Here is a 22,295-nt window from a genome sequence, read left to right on the forward strand (position 1 = left end):
CCGCTCAAAGCGCCAGCACACTCACCCCGACCTCGACCTGATGCGCGCCGCCGCCGAGTATCATCCCGCGCAGCAGCGACACATCGCTGTAATCGCGACCGAGCGCAAGCGTCACGTGGTCGAGATCGGCGAGCACGTCGTTGGTCGGATCGAGATCGATCCATCCGCTTTGCGGACAATGCACCGACACCCACGCATGCGACGCATCCGCACCGATCAAACGTGGCTGCCCCGGCGGCGGATCGTTGCGCAGGTAGCCGCTCACATAGCGCGCCGGCAAACCCAAAGCACGCAGACAACCGATCATCACCTGCGCGAAGTCCTGGCACACACCGCTGCGCAGTTCGAACGCGCGTTGCGCCGGTGTATCGAAAGTCGTCGTGGCGGGGCGATATTCGAAATCGGCATGGATGCGGTGCATCAGATCGATGGCACCTGCGACGAGCGGCGTACCGGGCGCGAAACTCGGCAGCGCGTACGCGCGCAACGCGGGCAGCAGCACGATGTTCGGCGACGCGAAGCAGAACTCCGACTCCGGGAAGAATTCGCCGCCGGCGCGAAAACGCAGCCGCTCGGCGACCTCTTCCCATGCGGGGGTCACCTCGGGGTCGAGCGCATGCCAGCGCGGCGATAACCGCACTACCGTTTCGCTCGTCATCTGTAGCGACTCGTGCGGGGCATCGAGCGAAAAATACAGCACGTCGTTGCCGAACGCATCGATACGGCTGTTCAGATACGAAGGCGTCGGCTCGATCTGCTCCGCGTGTGAAACGACCCGCTGCCATGGGCACGCGAGCGGCCGGATGGTCGCCAGGTGCTGCGCGGTTTCGACCGGCGTCGAATAGCGATACGCCGTGCGATGCAACACCGACAGTACGGTTGCGGTCGTCATGCCGACACCTGCGTCTGTGTCTGCACCTGCACCTGCGCGGACAGCTGCGTATTCGCGTGGCTGAAATAGCGCCCGCTGATCTCGTTCGATGCCGCAGCCATGTATTGACTCAACTGGTCGCACAGGTCGATCAGCGCGGGATAACCGCCCTCGGCATCGCTCTCGCACAGTGCTTCGAGCGGGGGTAGCGACGCTATCGGTGGCATCAGCTCGGAGAACGGCATGCGCCGCGTACTGCCCGCGGCAGCCGCGATTTCATCGAGTTTCTTGCGCAGCCGCGTATAAACGCCGTACAAACCACGCGGATTGGTCTGGTCGACCACGAGCATATCGATCAGCGCCGGCACCTCGAAGCGGCCCGGATACAGCGAGCGGTAGGTCAACGTGCAGTCGAACAGTTGCAGCAGCAGATCGAAGCCCGCAGGCCGCGCCAGCGTGCCCTGCCCGGCGACCGCGCGCAGAAACGTGCACATCGTCACCACACGCTCAATGTGCCGCCCGACGAACAGCAGACGCCATGCCTCGTCGCGCATCATCCGGTCGCCTTGCGCGCCGCTGATCGCAGACAGCTGCGTCGCGAGATATTCGAGTGCATCGGCGAGCATCACGCGGTCATAGCGTCCCACGCCGCTTGCGAGCACGAGCCGATGCTGCGCGTCGCGGAAGTCATTGCGCGCGGCAAGAATGGTGCGCCAGTGATCGTTAGACAGCCGCCCGCGGATCTCGCCGCACGCGCGCACCTGGCTCGCGAGATTCTGCCCGATGCTGGTCTCGCCGCTTGCCTCGCTCATGCCGGCAATCAGCGTGCGCTCGAATGCCTGCGGCGAGGTATGCGCGAGCGTATCGACGGAAGGAATCAGTCCGCATTGCGACGCGAGTTCGGCAAGCGTCGCGAACATCTCGTCGGCATCGCTGCCTTCCAGCGAGCCGAGAATCAGCCGGCACAGCCGCACGTTGTTTTCCGCGCGCTCGCCATAGCGACCGGCCCAGAACAGGTTCTCCGCGGCGCGGCTCGACACCGTGCGATGTTTGCGCGCGAGATCGCCTGGCTGCATCGGCGACGGCAGCAACGACAACGTCGAACCCGCCTGGCTCGACAGCACCCATGTATCGACGCTGCTGCCGCCGTGCTGCATCGATACAGTCGCCTGGCGCTCCGCGGCGAGCCGCGTGAAGCCACCCGGCAGCACGCTCCACTGCCCATCGATACCGGCAATCGCATACACGCGCAGCACCGACGGCCGCGCGCCGAGCGTGCCTTCCTCGTAGCGCGGCGTGCACGAATACGGCAGCGGCGCCTGGATCGTGTACGACTCGGGCGTGCTTTCGATCCGCTCACGCCAGTCGGCGAGTCGCTGCGGACCGGGCGCGATGCCGAGCGGCCAGCCAGACGACGCGCCAGACGTACCGGAGGTGCCACCCTGCGCACCGGGCCAGGTCGGCAGCAGGAAAGCGCTGTAGCGTTGCGCAAACGCTTCTTGCCGCGCCGCTTCCTCGCCGCACCACCAGGTCGGCACGGCCGGCAGCACGAGCGGCTCACCAAGCAACGCCTGGGAGATACCCGGCATGAATCCGTGCAGTGCGGGCGACTCGGCGAAGCCGGAGCCCGGCACGTTCGACACCATCACATTGCCGGCCCGCATCACCTGCAGCAGGCCCGGCACGCCGATGGTCGAATCGGCGCGCAGTTCGACGGGATCGCAAAACGCGTCGTCGAGCCGGCGCAGCACCGCATGCACACGCTCAAGCCCGGCCAGCGTCTTCAGATAGAGCTTGTCGTCGCGCACCGTGAGGTCCTTGCCCTCCACCAGCGTCACGCCGAGATAGCGCGCGAGGAACACATGCTCGAAGTAAGTCTCGCTGAACGGACCCGGCGTGAGCAGCGCGATATGCGGCGATTCCTCGCGATCACCGTCGCGCATCGTCGCGCGCGCCGCTTGCGCGAGCGTCGCGACCAGCTGCGAGTACGACGGCGCGAGACGGCTCACGCGCATGGCGCGGAACGGATCGGCGAACAGGCTCGAGACGATCAGGCGGTTTTCGAGTGCATAGCCGAGGCCCGACGGTGCCTCGGTGCGATGCGACATGACGGTCCACGCGCCGTCCGGCGCGCGTGCCAGATCGACGGCGACGATCTGCAGATATTGACCGGAAGCGGGCTTAAAGCCGCGCACGGCACGCAGGTAGCCGGGATGCCCGAACACCAGCGCCGGCGGCAGCAGCCCGCGTTGCAACAACGTCTGCGGGCCGTAGATGTCGGCGACGATCGCTTCGATCAGCCGCGCGCGCTGCGCCACGCCGCGCGCGATCAACGCCCATTCTTCCTCGTCGATCAGGAACGGCAGCAGGTCGAGCGCCCAGGGCCGCGACTCGCCCTTGTCTGCGTAGACGTTGTAGCTGATGTCGTTGTCGCGGATCTGCTGCGCGACCGATGCAATGCCATGATCGAGACCCGCGATCCCCTCTTCGCCCAGCAGATCGAAGAACTGCCGCCACGGCGCACGCAGCGCGCCGGTTTCATCGCGCAGTTCCTCGCGGTGCCCCTCTCTTGCGGGTAGTGCGTGCAGCAGCGCCAGCGCATCTGGTTGCGTGGCGGTGATGTCGAAAGGCAGGGTCGATTGAAAAGCCAAGATCGTGTCGCGTCGAAGGGTTCGGTGTGGTTGTCATGGGCGGCGGCACAGCAGCGCCGGATCAGGCGGGCTGCTGTGCCGCCGGACTGGCCGGCAGCCGTCGAAACACCCGACGTGCGGATCAACGATAACGCAGGTCGAGCGTGAACGGAAACTCCATGCTGCGCTCGCGCGGCTCGGGTACGAGCGCGCCCGGCGTATGGCCGATCGTAAAGAAGCGCGAGCGGCGCCGGCTTTCGGCCTCATAGGCGTTGACCGGGAACGTGTCGTAACTGCGTCCGCCAGGATGAGCGACATGATACTGGCATCCGCCGAGCGAGCGGCCCGTCCATGTATCGACGAGATCGAACGTGAGCGGCGCATGCACGCCGATGGAGGGATGCAGCGCCGTCGGTTGCGACCAGGCGCGAAAGCGCACGCCGGCCACATGCTCGCTGACGCGGCCCGTCGGCTGCAACGGCAGCGGCACGCCGTTCACCGTGATCACATGCCGATTGCCGTTCAGCCCCAACGCCCGCACCTCGAGCCGTTCCACCGACGAATCCACATAGCGCACCGTCCCGCCCGACGAACCCTCCTCGCCCATCACGTGCCACGGCTCGAGCGCATTGCGGATCGTGATGTCGACGCCGTTTGTCTGCAGTTCGCCGACCAGCGGGAAGCGGAATTCGAAGTGCGGCGCAAACCATTCGCGATCGAACGCATAGCCTGCGTTGCGCAGATCGTCGAGCACGTCGTCGAAGTCCATCTGCACGAAAGTCCCAAGCAGGAAGCGGTCGTGCAGCTCGGTGCCCCAGCGCGTAAGCCGCGTCGTGTACGGCTTGTGCCAGAAACGCGCGACGAGCGTGCGCAGCAGAAGCTGTTGCACGAGGCTCATGCGCGCATGCGGCGGCATTTCGAAACCGCGCAGTTCCAGCAGACCGAGGCGACCGGTTGGACCATCCGGCGAATACAGCTTGTCGATGCAGAATTCGGAGCGGTGCGTGTTGCCGGTCACGTCGATGAGGATATTGCGCAACGTGCGGTCGACGAGCCACGGCGGCAACGTCGCGCTCTCGCGTCCGCCGAGCAGATCGAGCTGGTGCTGAAGTTCGCGGAATGCGAGTTCGAGTTCGTAGACCTGGTCGTTGCGCGCCTCGTCGACGCGCGGCGCCTGGCTCGTCGGTCCGATGAAAAGCCCCGAGAACAGGTACGACAGCGACGGATGGTTGAGCCAGTAAGCGATCAGACTGGCGAGCACATCGGGGCGGCGCAGGAACGGACTGTCGGGCGGCGTCGCGCCGCCCAGTACGAAGTGATTGCCGCCGCCGGTGCCGGTGTGGCGCCCGTCGGTCATGAACTTCTCCGGGCACAGCCAGGTTTCGTGCGCGGACTGATACAGGTACTCGGTGTTATCGACGAGTTCGTCCCAGCTCGACGCCGGATGGATGTTCACTTCGATCACGCCCGGGTCCGGCGTGACCTGGAGCATCTTCAGACGTGGATCGCGCGGCGGCGGATAGCCTTCGACGATCACCTTCACGCGCAACTCGGCCGCGGTCGCTTCGACGGCGGCGAGCAGGTCGAGGTAGTCGTCGAGTGCGGCGAGCGGCGGCATGAACACGTGCAGCAGTTTGTGCCCGCTGCCGAATGTGTCGGTCTCGACCTTCGGACCGGCAGCGCGTGCGGGGTCGCGTGCCTCGACGCAGATTGCCGTGCGCATGAGCCATGCTGCCGATTCTCCGGCTTCGGGCGCGCGCTCGCTGCGCGCATCGCGGGCTGCGGCCGATGCGGTTGCATGGGCAGCGCGGTGGTCGCCAGCCGCGCCTGATGCACCTGAGGCACCTGACGTGTCGTGCGACAACGCAGCGTGTACCGCATCGCCATACTGCATCCGCAGTTCGGTTGCGTTACGCAGCGGCGCGACCGGTGCAAACGGATCGTGCTCGTGTTGCCACGGATAATCGGCCTTCGACACCCACGGCAACGAATCGAGCGGCAAACGGTAGCCCATCGGCGAATCGCCGGGAATCAGGTACATGCGGTCTTCGCGGAAAAACCACGGGCCGCTGATCCAGCGCGCCGGCTGCAGCGGCACATCGTTCTCGCGCGCGAGCGGCAACACGTAACCGGTCACCGAAGGCAAACCCGCATCGAACACGCGGCGCAGCCGCACGCGTTCGAGTTCGTCGTCGAGCCGCGAATCGAACGGATCGACGTTGACCGGCAAGCGACGTTCGCGCCACAGGTAGTACCAGACGTCTTCGTAGCCCGGCACGATGTGCTGCGTATCGAGTGCGAGCTTGCCCGCCAGATGGCGAACGAACCGTGACGCATCTTCCGATGTATAGGAATCGGGTGTGCGCTCGTCGGCAAACAGCGTCGGGTCCTGCCAGCACGGCTCGCCATCCGCGCGCCAGAACAGCGACAGCGCCCAGCGCGGCAGCTGCTCGCCCGGATACCACTTGCCCTGGCCGATATGCAGGAAACCGTTCGCGCCGTAGCGCGTGCGCAGCTTGTCCATCAGCGCGACCGCATAGCCGCGCTTGGTCGGCCCGAGTGCGTCGGTGTTCCATTCGGCGGCATCGCGGTCGCGCACCGACACGTAGGTCGGCTCGCCGCCCATCGTCAGCCGCACGTCCATGTCGGTCAGTTGCGCGTCGACGTGCGCGCCCATCTGCTGGACTGCTTCCCATGTCGCTTCGGTATAGGGCTTGGTCACGCGCGGTGTTTCGAGCACGCGCTGGATCGACATCGTGTGGGTGAACTCGACTTCCGATTCGTCGACGGCGCCCGAGATCGGCGCGGCGCTGCCCGGCTCCGGCGTGCACGCAACCGGAATGTGGCCTTCGCCCGCGAGCAATCCCGAGGTCGGATCGAGCCCGATCCAGCCGGCGCCTGGCAGATAAACCTCGCACCATGCGTGCAGGTCGGTGAAGTCGACCTCGGTGCCGCTGGGACCGTCGAGCGCCTTCGTATCGGGCGTAAGCTGCAGCAGATAGCCCGACACGAAACGCGCGGCAAGACCGAGCTGACGGAACGTCTCGACGAGCAGCCAGCCAGAGTCACGGCACGAACCCGAACCGTTCGTGAGCGTCTCTTCCGGCGTCTGCACCCCCGGTTCCATCCGGATCAGATAGCGGATGTCCTGTTGCAGGCGCTGATTCAGCTCGACGAGGAAGTCGATCGTGACACGCGGCGTCAGGTCGATGCTCTCGACGAACGCAGCAAAACGCGGTGTCGGCTCGCGTTTGACGAGGTAAGGGGCAAGTTCGCGCCGCAGCTCATCCGCGTATTTGAACGGGAACTGCTGTGCCTCGGGTTCGAGGAAGAAATCGAACGGGTTGTAGACCGCCATCTCGGCGACCAGGTCGACCGTGACCTTGAATTCGCGGGTCGGCTCCGGAAACACGAGCCGTGCCTGGTAGTTCGCGAACGCGTCCTGCTGCCAGTTGATGAAATGCGTTTCGGGCTCGATGCGCAGCGAGTACGACACGATCGGTGTGTGGCAATGCGGCGCCGGACGCAACCGCACGACCTGCGGCGAAAGATTGACCAGCCGGTCGTAGCGGTAGTGCGTGACGTGGTTCAATGCGACTCGAATGGACACACCGGACTCCTCGATGAAAAAACGATAAGCGATGCCTGCCGGTGAAGCGCAGGCCTGGCAGGACGAACCCGCACCCCAGCACCGTGCAACGGCTGATGATGCCTGTGTCCGGCGAGAAAAACATGACAAGCGGAGTGACAAGCGACATGACAACGGGTGCGCGCGGCACGATGCTTGCGATAACCTGACGGGCCCACACGAGCCGCGGTCCGTCCGCAGGCCGCACGCGGACCATACGAAACCGGCATGCAGCGCCGGTTGTTTTCCTCTTTCTGGTTCTGATCAACGCAATGAAAACGTTCCACTGCAACCGATGCGATCAAACGGTGTTCTTCGAAAATATCCGCTGCGAACACTGCGAAGCGCTGCTCGGCTACGTGCCCGAAATCGGCGAGATCAGCGCCTTCGACGACGCGGGCGAAGGCCGCTGGCGCAGCCTGCATCCGCAGGCCGACGGCGCGCTGTTCCGGCAGTGCCACAACTATGCCGTGGAGAACGTGTGCAACTGGATGATTCCCGCCGATTCCCCCGACACGCTGTGCCGCTCGTGCCAGCTGACAAGCACGATCCCGAATCTCACTGCACCCGACAACCGGCTCTACTGGTACCGCATCGAAAGCGCGAAGCGGCGCCTGCTGTACACGCTCGCCACACTCGGACTGTTCGCGCCGTCCCGCGAGGCGGACCCGGATCACACCCTGCAGTTCCAGTTTCTGGAAGGCGATACCGCGGATGGCAAGCCCGTGACGACCGGACATCAGAACGGCCTGATCACGCTCGACATCGCCGAAGCCGACGATGCGCACCGCGAGCGCACCCGCTCTGCGCTCGGCGAACCGTACCGTACGTTGCTCGGGCATTTCCGTCATGAGTCGGGCCATTTCTTCTTCGATCGTCTGATTGCCGGGTCGCGCTGGCTCGAACCGTTTCGCCAGTGCTTCGGCGACGAGCGCGCCGACTATGCGGCGTCGCTCGACAGCCATTATCACAACGGGCCGCCGGCCGACTGGCCGCAGCACTACGTCAGCGCCTATGCCACGATGCATCCGTGGGAAAACTGGGCGGAAACCTGGGCGCACTACCTGCATATCGTCGACACGCTCGACACCGCCGTCTCCTGCGGACTCAAGCTCGTACCGGACAGCCCGCACGAACCGAGGCTCACCGACCAGACGCCCGTCGATGAAACCAGCTTCGATAATCTGATGAAACGCTGGTTTCCACTTACTTATGTGCTCAACAGCCTGAATCGCAGCCTCGGACTGCAGGACGGCTATCCGTTCATGCTCGCGCCGCCGGTGATCGACAAGCTACGCTTCGTGCATCGGGTGATTGCGGCGAGTGCGGCGGGTGCGAGCGGCATCGCGCAGGGTTGAACGCACGACCCCACTCTCGCTGCGAGTCCAGCTTCACGCCGCAGCTCTCGTCTGGCTCTGACTCTGCGTGGCTGCGCCGGCCTCCGTTTCGGCCGCGATCGGCACCAGAAAATCGCGGCTCACACGGCTCGCCAGGTCGTTGACGCGCGCGAGAAAGTCGACCAGATACGCGTGCAGACCGCCGGCCAGAATGTCGCCGACACGCGCGCTGCGCAGTTCGGCGGAAAGCTGCGCGGCGAGCCGCGACGTCGCTTCCGACCGGCCGTTCGTCACACGCTCGACGATCTGTCCGACCTCCGTCATGCTCGCCGCAAGCGAACGCGGCCAGTCGCCGTTCAGGATCAGCAGTCCGGCGACACGTTCAGGCGTGATCACGTCGCGATACACCTTGCGATACACCTCGAAGCCCGATACCGAGCGCAGTACGGCGGCCCAGTGGTAGTAATCGAGCGATTGAGCCGAGGTGTCGGCACGCTGCTCGAGCATCTCGAACTTCACATCGAGAATCCGTGCGGTGTTGTCCGCGCGCTCGATAAACGTGCCGAGCCGCATGAAGTAGAACGCATCGTCCTTGACCATCGTGCCGAGCTGCACGCCACGCGACAGATGCGAGCGGAACTTGACCCATTCGAAGAATTCGTACGGATCGCGCTCGAGAATGCCGTCGAGCAACAACCGCTGGCAGTCGAGCCACGTCGTGTTGAGCGTTTCCCACAGCTCGGTGGTGATCGAGCCGCGTACGGCCCGCGCATTTTCGCGCGCGGCTCGCAGGCAACTGACAATCGACGAAGGATTGGCCAGGTCGCGCGACATGAACTCGATCACGTCGTGGCTCTTCATACCCTGGTGCGCAGCGGCATAGACGCCGCTCAGTTCCGAGATCGACAGCATCGCGCGCCAGCCCAGTTCCGCGTATTCGTCGGACTGGGGCAGCAGCGACATCTGGTAGTTCGCATCGAGCATCCGTGCGGTGTTTTCGGCACGCTCGGTATAGCGCGCCATCCAGAAGAGGTGGTCGGCGGTACGGCTAAGCATGGGTGCTCCCGAAAGTTCTCGTTCTCGTTGACGTGGACTGGATTGCGGATCGGCCGGCAGTCGCGGCGGCCTAGCGCTCCAGTACCCAGGTGTCCTTGGTTCCGCCACCCTGCGACGAATTCACGACCAGCGAACCCTCACGCAAAGCGACCCGCGTGAGACCGCCCGGCACCATGCGCACCTCGTGCCCGGACAGTACGAACGGCCGCAGGTCGATATGGCGCGGCGCGATGCCGGACTCGACATAGGTCGGGCAGGTGGACAGCGAGAGCGTCGGTTGCGCGATGTATTTGTCCGGCTGCGCGAGCAGCGCGGCGCGGAACGCTTCGATTTCCGCGTGCGTCGATGCCGGTCCGACCAGCATGCCGTAGCCACCGGCGCCATGCGTCTCCTTGACGACGAGTTCCGGCAGATGATCGAGCACGTACTTGAGATCGTCGGGCTTGCGGCACATCCACGTCGGCACGTTGTTCAGTATCGGCTCTTCACCGAGGTAGAAGCGCACCATGTCGGGCACGTACGGATAGATCGATTTGTCGTCGGCGACGCCGGTACCGACCGCATTGCACAGCGTCACGTTGCCCGCGCGATACGCACCGATCAGACCGGCGACACCCAGCGTCGAATCGGAACGGAACACCGACGGGTCGAGGAAGTCGTCGTCGACGCGCCGATAGATCACGTCGACGCGCTGCGGCCCCTGCGTCGTGCGCATGTACAGGTAGTCGTTCTCGACGAACAGATCCTGACCTTCGACGAGTTCGATGCCCATCTGCTGCGCGAGAAACGCGTGCTCGAAATACGCCGAGTTGTACATGCCCGGTGTCAGCACGACGATGGTCGGATTGTCCGCGCCTTCGGGTGCTGCCGCGCGCAGCGTATCGAGCAGCATGTCCGGATAGTGCGCGACCGGCGCCACGCGATTGCGCGAGAACAGATCGGGGAACAACCGCATCATCATCTTGCGGTTTTCGAGCATGTACGACACACCCGACGGCACGCGCAAGTTGTCTTCCAGCACGTAGAACTCGCCCTCACCGGCGCGCACGATGTCGATGCCGGCAATGTGCGCATAGATGTCGCGCGTGACATTCACACCACGCATTTCAGGCCGGTACTGCGTATTGCCGGTGATCTGCGCAGCGGGAATCACGCCCGCCCGAATGATGTTCTGCTCGTGGTAGATGTCGTGGATGAAGCGGTTCAGCGCATTGACGCGCTGACGTAGACCGCGTTCGAGTGCACCCCATTCCGCGGCGGGAAAGATGCGTGGAATCACATCGAATGGAATGGTGCGCTCGGTGCCGACGCCGGTTTCGTCCTTCGCGCCATACACCGCGAACGTGATACCGACACGCCGGAAGTTGAGTTCGGCCTCTGCGCGCTTGTTGGTGATCTGCTGGACGCTCTGCCCGCACATCCACGTAAAGAACTCACGATAGTGCGTGCGCGGATCGCCTGCTCCGGAAAACGCCGCCGCCGGCAAGCCGGCCGCGTGCATCTCGGAGCGCTGGAACATTTCATTGAAGAAAGCTTGCGTCATAACCGGTCTTCCATGTGATGTGCATACCGAAGTGGCGACTTCCAATCTCCTGGTTGCACTCGCCCTCGCTCGCTTGACGCGGTTCCGATCGAGGCTCGCTACCCCGTCGCGCTTGCACGCGACGACAGAAGCGGGTCAGTCATGACTCATTCGCCCGATCCTGAACTTACGCATGCTACCGCGTCTCCAGACGGGCATGCATCTTTCGTCTTGTCGCGAAAAACCCTGGCTACCGGTGAGTGCCTGCACGGCACCGACGGCGGTATCGGTCGCGACGACTAGACAACCAGGCGCCGATTCGTACGACGCAACTTCCATGCCGATGAAACAACACGGCAGACCGAGCGCCGCGCTGGGATTGCCTCTCAGCGATTTGCACCGTTGCGGTGCGACCTATGCCGCATCCGCACAGAATCGGGGTTTCACATTCTTCGCGGCGAGGCACACGGGTAACATCGCACACTCGCAACCTGCCATCGATCATATGACAAACGACCAGAGCCGCTGGATCACGACACCGATTACCGCGGAGTTCGTGCGCGGTGCACTCGAGCTCGAACGCACCGACCGGGGGGTGTTGCCGCATCGCCTGCCTGCTCGGGCTCGTGCCCAGTGTGCGGATCCACAACTGGCGATGGCGGAGTCGCAGCCGTCGGGTGTGCGACTCGTCTTCCAGACGCGTGCAACCGAAATCGAGCTCGACGTACTGCCGACCCGCTATGTCTACGCGGGTGTTCCGCCTCGTCCGCTGGGGGTGTACGACCTGTTGGTCGATGGCAAGCTCGTCGGTCAGGGGAATGCGGACGGTGGGGATATCGTGACGATCGATATGGCTGCTGGGACGGCGTCGCGTCGGCAGGGTGCGGTTGGGACGGTGAAGTTCGCCGATGTGGTGGCGAGGCGTGACCGTGACGAGAGGGCAGTCGTCGAGATATGGTTGCCGCATAACGAAATCACCGAACTCGTCGCTCTACGAACCAACGCGCCCGTCGAACCCGTTTCCAGTGATGGTCGAAGAGTCTGGCTACATCACGGCAGTTCGATCAGCCATGGTTCCAACGCGGGCAGCCCTACTGCGACCTGGGCTGCGCTTGCATCGTTTGCCGGCAACGTGGAACTGATCAATCTTGGCTTTGGCGGAAGTGCGTTGCTCGATCCGTTCACTGCCCGGGCCATGCGCGATATGCCTGCTGATCTGATCAGCCTCAAGATCGGTATCAACCTGGTCAATGCCGATCTGATGCGGCTACGTGCGTTTGGACCTGCGGTGCATGGGTTTCTCGACACCATCCGCGAAGGCCATCCGGTTACACCGCTACTCGTGATTTCGCCGCTCTACTGCCCGATTCACGAAGACACGCCGGGTCCTGGCGCATTCGATATGACGGCGTTGACTTCCGGGAAAGTGTCGTTTCGGGCGACCGGCGATCCGGCTAAGCGTAAGGCCGGGAAATTAACGCTCACTGTTATCCGGGATGAACTGCGGCGCATCGTAGAGCAACGCGCCGCCGACGATCGTCATCTGCATTACCTCGATGGACTTGAGCTCTATGGTCAACGGGATTTCGCGGAGTTGCCGCTTCCTGATCAGCTTCATCCGGATGAGGCTACGCACCGTCGGATTGGTGAGCGGTTTGCGAGGGTGGTGTTTGGGGGTGGTGGGGTGTTTTCGGTTGGGTGATCGGTGATGTGAGGCCTGGGGAGAATTCGTGAATGGATATTCGAGCAGAACGTGTAGATGCCAAGTCATCGCGCAAGCTCTTAAAAGCGAACTCGGCCAAATGTGCTGTAGATGAATCGTTCCAACCCGAACACGCCCGCGTCATGGTTGGACAGCAGGACCTCGACCAGACCCGTGTCTACGCCGACCAGGAAGCTTGCGCTGATACCCGCGAAGCCGCCCGAATGTCCGATAGATTTTTCGCCCGCATGCTGAACGACCTCGAATCCGTATCCGTATCCCGCGCCATAGTGGTCCGTCCATAGCGTGTCACGCATGCTCCGGCTAACGAGGGTATCGGCGAGGAGCGCGTCAGCAAAGCGGCGCAGGTCACGCACGGTAGAAAAGCCGCCGCCGGCCGGCCCACCTTTGGCAACGTGCTCGAAGATGTTCTCGCGCCAGCGAACGAAGGGACGATCGCTTTGCATCGACGTTTCGATGATCTCCGGGATGTAGCCCATGGCGAGGTTGGGAACCGGTGCATCGATGTCAAAGCAGTCCGTATGGTTCATGCCACAAGGTGCGTAGATCGCATCGCGCACGTAGTCGTAGTAACTCACGCCCGTTACGCGTTCGACTATCACCCCAGCCAGGAGCATCCCGGTATTGCTGTACTCAAAGCGCTCTCCCGGTGTGAACGACGGGCGATCGTCCTTGATGAGTTGCTTGTAGTCCGCGATATTCCGAAACCGCGCCCGTGACCCATTGGTGAATGTCTCGTTGAAAAAACTTCCGAGGCCCGAACTGTGAGACAGCAGATGATGAACCGTGATCTCTTTGGTGACCGATTCCGGGAGCCACGTTTCATCGATGTACCGGTCGATGGTGTCCATAAAACCGAGTCGCCCCTGCTCGACCAGTTGAGCAATGGCGATCGCAGTGAACATCTTGTTTATCGAACCAAGATTGAACCTTGTGTCTAGGTTGTTTGGCACGTTGTGGCGCTTGTCGACATGACCACTCACATATTCGAAGAGAACGTCCGGTCCGCGGGCTACCAGTACTGCTCCCGAAAACACATCTGCTTTCGTACCGCTTTCGCAAAACCGCCGACTTTGTTCGACAGCGGTTTCCAGCGTGATCGGGTCATCTTCCAGCTCACCAGGAAGCAGATTCAGTCCGATGATCTTGCCCCCGCCGTCCGGCTGGATCTGAATGTGTATCAAGTGTGGCAGGGAATAGACTGCGTCCTCGACCCTCACGACCCAAGGGGAGTCGGTCGTCGGACTCACGATTTCGCGCAAGGTGAGCCGTCCGGATAGGCGCGCGAAACCATGTAGCCACGCCACAGATTCATCGACAAGCGAGTCGTTTGAGGTTGGGAGATTGGTGTTATTAACTAAGAAATTCCGTATCGACTGACGGCTGAACGAGTTAATTGCATTCAGGAGCTCAGTTGCGAGCCCCTCGATATGAGCATTTTCGGTCTCGACGTGGTCATGTGCGTCCTTAGGCAACCGAGAAGTGTCTGGATTGGACATAGAGGCTCGTTCCTGCGTCGATGGGCTTGCCGCAATTTAGACCACTCCAGCGAACGTCGGCAAGTGACCGTCGACGTTGTGGTTCAACGCGGTTGTGTGGGCTTGCTCTTATTCGTCCAGGCGCAGCATCATATGCTCTTCGTCGTAAAACCGGTCTCCGACACGGATCGCACGCTGTTCGATGCCGTAAGGGATAAACCCAACCGATCGATACAACTGTTGCGCGCGCGGATTTTCCGTGTGCACGAAGAGCCGGATTTGCAGCACCTGAGTCTCGCGAGCATGGGCAACGGCCGCTTCGAGCAACATGCGGGCGACGCCACTTCTACGCCACTCTGGTTCAACGAACACGCCCCACAAGGTGGCGTTATGAGTGATCTTCTCAAGCGATTCGCGCCGTAGGCCAGTGATACCAATCAACGCGGTGCCGCTAAAGGCGCCGAACACAACCTGGTTTTCGGTGGGTCGAATCCGGTTGCGAACATCTTCCACAGCAAGCCGCGCTTCTTCTTCGTAAGTCGGCCAGAACGATGCGGGCGCATCCTGAATGGCGTGCAGGCGGAGTGCCTTGAATGCGTCGGCGTCGTCTATCGTCAATGGTTTGATTTCTATTTGGTCTTTATTCACTTGCGGGTTCCTGAGTGAAGACTTGTTTGCATATGACACTTCTGTGCCAAGCGTGTTCGGTTACCGCGGGGGCACGACGTTCAGCCGGGGCGCGCGAACGTAGTAGATATCCCATTCTCCTTCATCCACTTTGACGAAACCATTTCGTTGATAGAAACGGTTCGAGTCACTGCCACGCAAGGCGCCGACCTTGGTCGGTATCGATTTCGAGTTCGCATCCGTCACGACATCTTGCAGCACCGAAGCACCGATGCCTTTACCCTGGTGCTCCGGAAGTACATAGAGATGATCGAGAAGAATGTGATCGGGCATTGGCCTGACTACGACGAAGCCAACCGTTGTTCCGTCGGCAACGATGTAGCGGCATAGCGACGGATCGAAGGAAGCGAGAAATCGGTTGCGCGCACGCTGTGCGTCGAACCGGCCGATGCGCTCAAGGCTTTCTCTCATCGCGAGGATGCGGATTTCGACGAGTGCGTCGGCGTCGGCGGTTGTGGTTGCTTTGTAGGTTATGTTCATTCGGGTTTTCTAGCGTCAGGCTTGGAGATATTGCCGCGCAGAGCGAACAAATTCACGAATGTCTGCGTCCGAGTAGTCGAGGTCACCATGATTGGCCCATATCCAGCTCATGACTTCTGCACCGTTAAGCCCAGGAGTGACAGCCGCCGGGTGGCAATACCTTCGCGCAATTTCTGCGGTGCGTGGCACAACGTGGAAATGTATAGCTTGAGTCGTCTCGCCGAACCGCGAGAAGTAGATGCGTTCGGGAAGCAGTAACGCGTTAAGAAGTCGCTCCGCGACACGAAAACATTTCGCCAGATCTGCATCGGCGGCAGGCGGAAGGTCGCCAAACTCAGTGAGCGGCAAGAGAGACTCTAGGATCAGATAGCCCGGCAAGCGGAAGCTGTACGCCTGGCTCAGTTTGTAGAAGTCCGATCGATATATTTCGAATTCGTCCATGTCGTCAATACGTCGCTGGTACACCCTGGATTGTCACCGATCGCGCTCCGCTTCAATCCCCCGAAGGATCAGATCGATCCCCGCGAGAAAATCAACCCTGTCGTCATGCGTGCGCAACTGCCCAGCTACGCTGCGGGTGAACGGGTACTCATCCGGATCGAGTTCGGACCACATGGTCGCCACCTCATCCAGAAAGTCGGACCTGTCGGTCTCCTGCTCCAGCGCGAGGTGCGTATTCGCCGCGTTCTGCCCACCGACGCCCAGGATGTAGCTCAACAACGCCGACACCGTTACCCACTGTTCTTCGTCCGGCACGCCAAGCGCGCGAAGCTGCTGACCTATGCGTTCGAGAATGCGCACCGCCGGCAACTTGCCCGGAGCTCGTGTTAGCGCCGAACCAACCCACGGATGCGCATCGATCGCATCGAACATGCCCAGCGCGACTGCGCGAATGGTTGCCTCGGGCGTCGCGCTATCCACAGATGCGTCCATTGCGCCGGCGACGATAGCGTCGCTGGCAGCGATCAGTAGGTCGCTCTTGCTCGCGATGTGCCCATAAATCGCCCCCGGACCGGTGGCGAGTTGCTCGGACAACGCGCGGAACGTCAACCCGCTCTCTCCGCCGCTATCCAGAAGCGCAATCGCGGTCTCGATGATCTGATCCCGCGAGAGCGATTCTTCCCGTCGTTGCGTATTGCGTGCTTTTTTAACCATGTCTCGTCTTGACACGTATGGAATGTTGTTCCAACATTAGCATGGAATGTAGTTCCATTGGTGATCGGCAGCAAATCTCCTGGCAATCTGCACTCTCATGGAATCAGAATGAATACTTCAATTGCGATCGTTGGGGCGGGGCTCGGCGGGCTGATGCTCGCCCGCGTCCTCCACGTCCACGGCATTGCTGCGACGGTCTATGAAGCGGACGCGTCGGAGAACGCGCGGGCGCAGGGCGGCATGCTCGACATCCACGAAAACAACGGGCAACTCGCGCTCAAGGCAGCGGGACTCTTCGATAAATTTCACGAAATCATTCACCCTGGCGGCGAGGCAACGCGCGTACTCGATAAGGACGGCAACGTCCTGTACGACGAGCCCGACGACGGCACAGGCGGTCGACCCGAGGTACCCCGAGGAGAACTCCGCCGGATTCTGCTTGAGTCACTTCCTGCCGGTACGGTCCGCTGGGGACACAAGGTCGCAGCGGCAACTTCGCTCGGCGGTGGGCGACACATGTTGACGTTTGCAGACGGATCGACGGTGACGAGCGATCTTCTTGTCGGTGCCGATGGCGCCTGGTCAAAGGTTCGACCGCTTCTTTCCGAGGCTAAACCGGCCTATGCCGGCGTCTCGTTCATCGAGACATATCTGTTCGACAGCGACACGCATCACGCGGCAAGCGCGCAAGCGGTGGGTAGCGGCTCGCTGTTTGCGCTAGCGCCCGGAAAGGGTATTCAGGCACATCGCGAACCCAACGGCGTGCTGCACACCTACGTAGCGTTGAATAAGCCCGAAGACTGGATTGCCTGCCTGTTTTTCTCCGACTCCGCGACTGCCCTCGCCCTCGTCGCCGCGGAATTCGACGGCTGGGCACCGGCGCTGACAGCGCTCATCACCGATGGCGAAACTGCTCCTGTGCCTCGTCCGATTTTTGCGCTCCCGGTCGAGCACAAATGGGATCGTGTACGGGGGGTGACACTGCTTGGCGATGCCGCGCACCTGATGATCCCGTCTGGCGAAGGCGCCAACCTCGCCATGTATGACGGCGCTGAACTCGGCAAGGCCATTGCCGCCAACCCTCGCGATATTGAAGCCGCGCTTCTCGCGTATGAGAAGGACCTCTTTCCCCGCAGTGCCGCCGAGGCTGCGGAGGCTAGCCGGGTCATCAAGATGTGCTTCGGCGACAACGCGCCTCAGAGTCTGGTTGACTTCTTCACTCGGCAATAGCGCGTCGGACAACCGTGCTGCCGGAGAGCTTTCGTCAGCTAGTGTTTGTCGGGCCGGCCCCGACGATCAGGATGTCAGCCATCGATCAGACCTCGACGCGAGGGTTAGGCAGAACCTCGCCGATATCGATGCGATTCCCATCGGGATCGGCCAGCACAAAACACCGAAGCCCGAAATCGGCATCGCGCAACGACTTGATGATTCGAACGTTCTGCGCCGTGCAATGCCTGTAAAGGGCGGCTGCGTCTTCGACCATGAGGTGCGCGACGTTATCGACGGATGCCTTATGGTTCTTGTTCAACGATAGATGCAGTTCAGCCTTGTCCTTCTTAAGAATGACGAAGCCGACAGGATTTCCGTTCTCGAATACCTTGTTGAACCCCAACACACCGCAGTAGAACTGGAGACTTCGGTTGAGGTCCTGAACCCCGAGACCCGGTGCGAGTCTTCCGAAACTGACGCCATGCGGCGCGGACAATGTGGTTTCCATATCGATGCTCCATCGAATGAGCCAGAGGCAGCCTGCAAGGCAGTGCTTACAGGGCTGCGTAATCTCGTCAGGCGGAGCGGTGTCCGCACGGCAGATGTTGCGCGACAGGGTCTGCGGCGCGCTGAAAACAATATCAGAAAGTCAAAGCGTCCGAAAACTTCGAAGCGACACCCGCTCGCGATCATGAATTGCGGGTGGCGTAGACCCGGTTACGTTCTTGACACCCCGCCAATATGCTCGGCAAAGAACGCATCCATCGCCTCATAGAATTCGAACTGATTTTCCTCGTTATGAAAGCCGTGCCCCTCGTTTTCCTTGAGGAGGTATTTCACTTCAACGCCACGCGCGCGCAAGGCGTTAACGATCTGATCGCTCTCGGCCTGCTTGACTCGCGGATCGTTGGCACCCTGCGCAACGAGAAGCGGTGTCACGATCTTGTCCACAAAGAATAGCGGCGACGCATCGTGCAATGTCCGCTTACCCTCTTCCGTCTGCGGGTTGCCGATCATCTCGTACATCATGTCGCGTATCGGCTCCCAATACGGCGGCATAGACTCGAGCAACGTGAAGAGGTTCGATACGCCGACATAGTCGACGGCCGCCGCGTATCGATCCGGAGTAAACGCAATGCCCGCAAGCGTGGCGTAGCCGCCATAACTTACGCCGTAGATCCCGACCCGCGCCGGATCGACGATCCCTTGCGACACGAGCCAGTCAACACCGTCATCGATATCGTTCTGCATCGCGCGGCCCCATTGCCCGAAACTGGCCTCCCAGAATGCGCGCCCATATCCCGTCGAGCCGCGGAAGTTGACCTGAAGCACCGCATAGCCGCGATTCGCAAGCAACTGCGCTTCGGCATTGAAACCCCACATGTCTCTCGCCCAAGGGCCACCATGCGGATTGACGATCAGCGGCAACGGCTCGGCGAATGTTTGCCCAAGCTCGAACCCTGCCGGTAACGTCAGATAGCCGTTGATCTGCAGGCCATCGCGTGCAGCGAAATGAATCGGCAGCATTGGCACCATATCGTTAGCGTCGAGCCATGGCGCCATGTCAGCCAGCCTCGCGAGGCGCCGTCGCTCGATGTCGTAGATCCAGACCGAACCGGGCGATCGATCGCTAGTGGCATGCACGATTGCGCGCGATTCGTCGCGCGTGTTGCTTACGACGGCGACTTCCTGATCCGGCAACTGACGTTCGAGATCTGCTCTGATGTCCCGAGTTTTGCTGTCGAAGAAATGACGATGAATCCGATCGTCGATATAAAACGCAGCCGTCAGCACACGTCGATGTTCCGAGTATCTGAGCCCACCCACATCGACATGCGCGGCCTCGAACAGCAATGTGCCTTCCTTAGCCGTTTGCGGATCGAACTCGAAAATGGCGGTTTTGTCGCGCCCCCGGTTCGACATAACGTAGATCTGCTTGTTGTCGAACGTGAAGAACAACGGCGCGACGGTCTCGCGGAAGCCGGTTGTCAGAATGGCGCGGAAAGGCTCTGTCTCGAGGTCGCGATAGAGCAATGTGTTGTTCACGCCGTCAGTAGCGATCGCGACGCGCAACCGTCCATCGTGATCCGTCATCCAGCCCGTGACATTGCCCGGGTTCTCCGCGATCTGCGTTAGCTCACCCGTCATAACATCGGCACGGAAAACGTCGAAGACCTGCGGATCGCGCCGATTCATCTCGATCAGGATGTGGCGGTCGTCGTCCCGGAGTTCATCGACAATGCTGGCCCTGACTCCATCGAACGGCGTCAGATCGCGCGGTTCGCCGCCGTCGATCAGAACCGAAAGTACGTGGAAGTTCTCATCGCCGCCAAAATCCTTGACGAACAGAATCTGACCGTTGCCCTTCCATGCATGATCCGGCACGTCGCGTTTCGTCTCGTTGGTCAAGGGCCTTGGTTCGCCTACGGGAGAGCCTTCGGCATCGATCCCTTGCACAAATATGTTCTGGCGGCCCACGTGTAACGCAAGAAAGGCGAGGTGCCGCCCATCGGGCGCAATGGTGAACGCATGCTTGTCTGGTCTGCGGAAAAAGTCTCGCACCGGGTACTGCTTGACTGCGCCGCCGTTACTCTTAGCGTTTTGACGATCTTCAGAAACCATACGTATCTCCACGAAAACTGTGTTTGAACCTGTCGATGGCCACGTGCGCGCCTACCGCTGCATCTCCGCCCGAAGCTCCCGCACCCCACGCCCAAGCCTTCGACGCAGCAACGTCCGCAATGTCGCCGAGTCGGCATAGCCCACCTCGCTTGCGATCTTCTCGATATCGTAGCCAATCGAAACGAGGTTCTGCGCCCGTTCGATACGCAGGTCCTGGAAGAACGCCAGCGGTGACTTGCCAAGCACGGCCTCGGTACGACGCTGCAACGTGCGCGGCCCGACGGACAACGCACGCGCCGCCGCCTGCAGCGAAAAACCCACCGAGAGATTATCGCGCGCCCATCGCTCGAATCGCTCGACCAGTGGATCGGCATGCGCAAGGTGATCGGGGATGATGTATTCGGCCTGCGACGAACGCTTGTCGATCAGCATGAGACGCGCAACGAGCGTCGCAAGTTCAGGACTCGTTTGGCGCAGCAGCCATAGCGCCAGGTCGAGATGCCCCATCGCGGAACCCGCGGTGACCACGCTTTGCGAAGCGACGACCATGCGTGAATCATCCAGTTTGACGGCCGGATAGCGTTGCCGGAAAAAAGGCGCCAGCGACCACGTCGTCGTCGCCTCGCGATTGTCCAGAAGCCCGGCCTCGGCTAGCAGAAAAGTCCCGATGCAGGCCGCCGCGACGCTGACGCCGTCAGCGTGCCACGCACGAAGGGCCGCCATCGCATCGCGCGTATCGCGACGCGCCAGCGCTTCGATCAGGCGATCGGGCTGCCGGACACTCGGCGCAGGCACCACGACCCAGTCCGGACGACCGATGGTGCTGGCCAGTTCGACCGCTGTCGACAGCCCGTGCGCGGTACGAATGCGTCTGCGCACGCCTACCACGCGTACGTCGAAGGGCGGTGCAGGGAACCCCTGGGCTGCGGCCTGTTCATTGGCCATCGCGAAGGTATCGAGAAAAACCGTGAGCCCGGTATCGAACAGTCCGTCCAGCGCGAGGATGGCTACTCTCATGTCGCAAATACATCTATTAATGTCATTTGCGACTATAGCCCCGCTCCAGGTGGAAGTCTAGACTGCGCAGCAATGCCGCCAAGTTGACGCCCTGGCCAGACATTCGATCAATCCGTTGGAACACAGTTGCGCCTGCGCGCGGAGATAGCATGAATCATTCGATACAGGCTGAACTCGACCGTCCGATCTGGGCGGCACTCACGACGAACCAGGCGCACCTCGGGTATGGCGACGCGCTTGCCCGTCGATACCATCCCGATGTCGCGCCGTTTGCTGCGCCGGCATCCGAAACACCCGCCGCATACGAGGCACTGCGCCAGCTTCTGCTGCCTCAGGAACAGGCTGCTGTCCTGCATTCCGCGGAACCGATCGATGCCATCGACGGGCTACAGATAACGCCCGTGGGCGTCATCCATCAGATGATCGCGTCGCACGGTGAAGCAACACATGCAGACAACGGGGATGTTATCCGGCTGGGTAACGCGGATGCGAAAGACATGCTCGATCTGACGCAGAAGACCAAGCCCGGACCTTTTGGCAAGCGAACTCACGAGATGGGCAATTACATCGGAATCCGCGACCACGGGCGTCTCATTGCGATGGCCGGCGAGCGGATGCATATCGCCGGATACGTCGAGATCAGCGCCGTGTGTGTAGACGACGACTACCGCGGACGCGGCCTTGCGGGTCGACTCATGAATGTCTTGCGCAGTGAGATCGAGCAACGCGGAGAAACACCGTTTCTGCACGTCTTCAGCCACAACACGTCAGCAATCGGGCTGTATGAGCGTCTTGGTTTCAGCTTGCGTCGTACGTTCCACCTTACTCGCGTCGGGCATGCCGGTCCGCGTTAAGCCGCCGTTCTATAACACCAGCA

At 61.7% G+C, this 22,295-nt stretch carries 17 protein-coding genes; 4 read left to right on the forward strand and 13 right to left on the reverse strand.

Translation table 11 applies throughout. The features are described 5' to 3' along the window. Nucleotides 1-4: 4 nt before the first annotated feature. The 3 genes from FNZ07_RS03965 to FNZ07_RS03975 all read right to left on the reverse strand — a co-directional run bounded on the left by FNZ07_RS03965 (nt 5) and on the right by FNZ07_RS03975 (nt 7,111). On the reverse strand, nt 5-892 hold the full coding sequence (locus FNZ07_RS03965) for a transglutaminase family protein (protein ID WP_091011698.1): 888 nt from the start codon (nt 890-892) through the stop codon (nt 5-7). Continuing rightward, a complete protein-coding gene (locus FNZ07_RS03970; protein WP_091011699.1) occupies nt 889-3,522 on the reverse strand; it encodes a circularly permuted type 2 ATP-grasp protein in 2,634 nt (877 codons plus the stop codon). The genes FNZ07_RS03965 and FNZ07_RS03970 overlap by 4 nt, the downstream gene beginning before the upstream one ends. A gap of 121 nt (nt 3,523-3,643) precedes the next feature. Continuing rightward, entirely contained in the window at nt 3,644-7,111 is a 3,468-nt protein-coding gene (locus tag FNZ07_RS03975; RefSeq protein ID WP_091011700.1) for a transglutaminase family protein, read from the reverse strand. A gap of 290 nt (nt 7,112-7,401) precedes the next feature. On the opposite strand from FNZ07_RS03975, the gene FNZ07_RS03980 reads away from it, so the two are divergent. Next, nucleotides 7,402-8,487, forward strand: a complete 1,086-nt coding sequence (locus FNZ07_RS03980) for a zinc-binding metallopeptidase family protein (protein ID WP_091011701.1) — start codon at nt 7,402-7,404, stop codon at nt 8,485-8,487. A gap of 33 nt (nt 8,488-8,520) precedes the next feature. On the opposite strand, the gene FNZ07_RS03985 is transcribed toward FNZ07_RS03980, so the two are convergent. Next, the gene (locus tag FNZ07_RS03985; RefSeq protein ID WP_091011702.1) at nt 8,521-9,522 is read right to left on the reverse strand and encodes an alpha-E domain-containing protein; all 1,002 of its coding nucleotides are present in this window, start codon (nt 9,520-9,522) and stop codon (nt 8,521-8,523) included. 70 nt (nt 9,523-9,592) lie between these two features. Further along, nucleotides 9,593-11,065 carry a circularly permuted type 2 ATP-grasp protein gene (locus FNZ07_RS03990; protein ID WP_091011703.1) on the reverse strand — a complete coding sequence of 491 codons (1,473 nt, stop codon included), beginning with the start codon at nt 11,063-11,065 and terminating at the stop codon, nt 9,593-9,595. A 484-nt stretch (nt 11,066-11,549) separates the two neighbouring features. Here FNZ07_RS03990 and FNZ07_RS03995 point away from each other — a divergent pair, with 484 nt between their 5' ends. Next, complete coding sequence (locus FNZ07_RS03995) at nt 11,550-12,746, forward strand: SGNH/GDSL hydrolase family protein (RefSeq protein WP_091012784.1); 1,197 nt, start codon at nt 11,550-11,552, stop codon at nt 12,744-12,746. An 80-nt stretch (nt 12,747-12,826) separates the two neighbouring features. Here the strand turns inward: FNZ07_RS03995 and FNZ07_RS04000 are convergent, their stop codons facing one another. The 5 genes from FNZ07_RS04000 to FNZ07_RS04020 form a co-directional block, all read right to left on the reverse strand. Continuing rightward, a complete protein-coding gene (locus tag FNZ07_RS04000) occupies nt 12,827-14,266 on the reverse strand; it encodes a serine hydrolase domain-containing protein (RefSeq protein ID WP_091011704.1) in 1,440 nt (479 codons plus the stop codon). 108 nt (nt 14,267-14,374) lie between these two features. Continuing rightward, on the reverse strand, nt 14,375-14,893 hold the full coding sequence (locus FNZ07_RS04005) for a GNAT family N-acetyltransferase (protein ID WP_091011705.1): 519 nt from the start codon (nt 14,891-14,893) through the stop codon (nt 14,375-14,377). 60 nt (nt 14,894-14,953) lie between these two features. Next, nucleotides 14,954-15,412 carry a GNAT family N-acetyltransferase gene (locus FNZ07_RS04010; RefSeq protein WP_091011706.1) on the reverse strand — a complete coding sequence of 153 codons (459 nt, stop codon included), beginning with the start codon at nt 15,410-15,412 and terminating at the stop codon, nt 14,954-14,956. 15 nt (nt 15,413-15,427) lie between these two features. Beyond that, complete coding sequence (locus FNZ07_RS04015; protein ID WP_143098063.1) at nt 15,428-15,853, reverse strand: hypothetical protein; 426 nt, start codon at nt 15,851-15,853, stop codon at nt 15,428-15,430. Between the two features lie 33 nt (nt 15,854-15,886). Beyond that, nucleotides 15,887-16,567 (reverse strand): TetR/AcrR family transcriptional regulator, encoded by a 681-nt coding sequence (locus tag FNZ07_RS04020; protein ID WP_091011708.1) that lies wholly within the window; start codon nt 16,565-16,567, stop codon nt 15,887-15,889. Between the two features lie 108 nt (nt 16,568-16,675). Between FNZ07_RS04020 and FNZ07_RS04025 the strand changes: the two genes are divergently transcribed. After that, a complete protein-coding gene (locus FNZ07_RS04025; RefSeq protein WP_091011709.1) occupies nt 16,676-17,797 on the forward strand; it encodes an FAD-dependent oxidoreductase in 1,122 nt (373 codons plus the stop codon). A gap of 85 nt (nt 17,798-17,882) precedes the next feature. On the opposite strand, the gene FNZ07_RS04030 is transcribed toward FNZ07_RS04025, so the two are convergent. The 3 genes from FNZ07_RS04030 to FNZ07_RS04040 all read right to left on the reverse strand — a co-directional run bounded on the left by FNZ07_RS04030 (nt 17,883) and on the right by FNZ07_RS04040 (nt 21,418). Then, nucleotides 17,883-18,287: a glyoxalase superfamily protein gene (locus FNZ07_RS04030; RefSeq protein WP_091011710.1), complete on the reverse strand. Its 405-nt coding sequence runs from the start codon at nt 18,285-18,287 to the stop codon at nt 17,883-17,885. A 209-nt stretch (nt 18,288-18,496) separates the two neighbouring features. After that, nucleotides 18,497-20,401, reverse strand: coding sequence for a S9 family peptidase (locus FNZ07_RS04035; protein ID WP_091011711.1), 1,905 nt, complete (start codon nt 20,399-20,401; stop codon nt 18,497-18,499). Between the two features lie 51 nt (nt 20,402-20,452). Beyond that, entirely contained in the window at nt 20,453-21,418 is a 966-nt protein-coding gene (locus FNZ07_RS04040) for a GlxA family transcriptional regulator (protein ID WP_091011712.1), read from the reverse strand. A 149-nt stretch (nt 21,419-21,567) separates the two neighbouring features. Between FNZ07_RS04040 and FNZ07_RS04045 the strand changes: the two genes are divergently transcribed. Further along, nucleotides 21,568-22,272 carry a GNAT family N-acetyltransferase gene (locus FNZ07_RS04045; protein ID WP_091011713.1) on the forward strand — a complete coding sequence of 235 codons (705 nt, stop codon included), beginning with the start codon at nt 21,568-21,570 and terminating at the stop codon, nt 22,270-22,272. Nucleotides 22,273-22,295: the final 23 nt, after the last annotated feature.

This window comes from Paraburkholderia megapolitana, from assembly GCF_007556815.1.
Classification (GTDB): Bacteria; Pseudomonadota; Gammaproteobacteria; order Burkholderiales; family Burkholderiaceae; genus Paraburkholderia; species Paraburkholderia megapolitana.